The following is a 243-nucleotide window of genomic DNA, read 5'->3' as shown; positions in this document are numbered from 1 at the left end:
CACCTATGCCATTGCCATCACCTCGCGATGGCATGCTGAAGTTTTTGTGGGCATGCACCAATGGCCTACGCGGCTGGCTACTAATTTTTATGATTTTGTCCGCTGGTATCGGTATCTACGAGGCCATGCTGTTTGCTTGGATAGGTAATATCGTCGACTGGTTGGGCGTTTATACGCCGCAAAACTTATGGGTAGAAAAAGGCGACATGTTGCTCATCATGCTCGCTGTCATGATAGTAAGCC

At 48.6% G+C, this 243-nt stretch carries 1 pseudogene; it reads left to right on the top strand.

The features are described from left to right. Positions 1-243: pseudogene (locus tag AAEY87_RS14335) on the top strand (multidrug ABC transporter ATP-binding protein); the annotation flags it as partial.

Origin of the sequence: Psychrobacter sp. S1-30-MNA-CIBAN-0213, from assembly GCF_040309845.1 — a bacterium.
Taxonomy (GTDB): Bacteria; Pseudomonadota; Gammaproteobacteria; order Pseudomonadales; family Moraxellaceae; genus Psychrobacter.
Note: the sequence above shows the minus strand (reverse complement) of the source record. Positions and strands in the feature narration are given on the sequence as shown.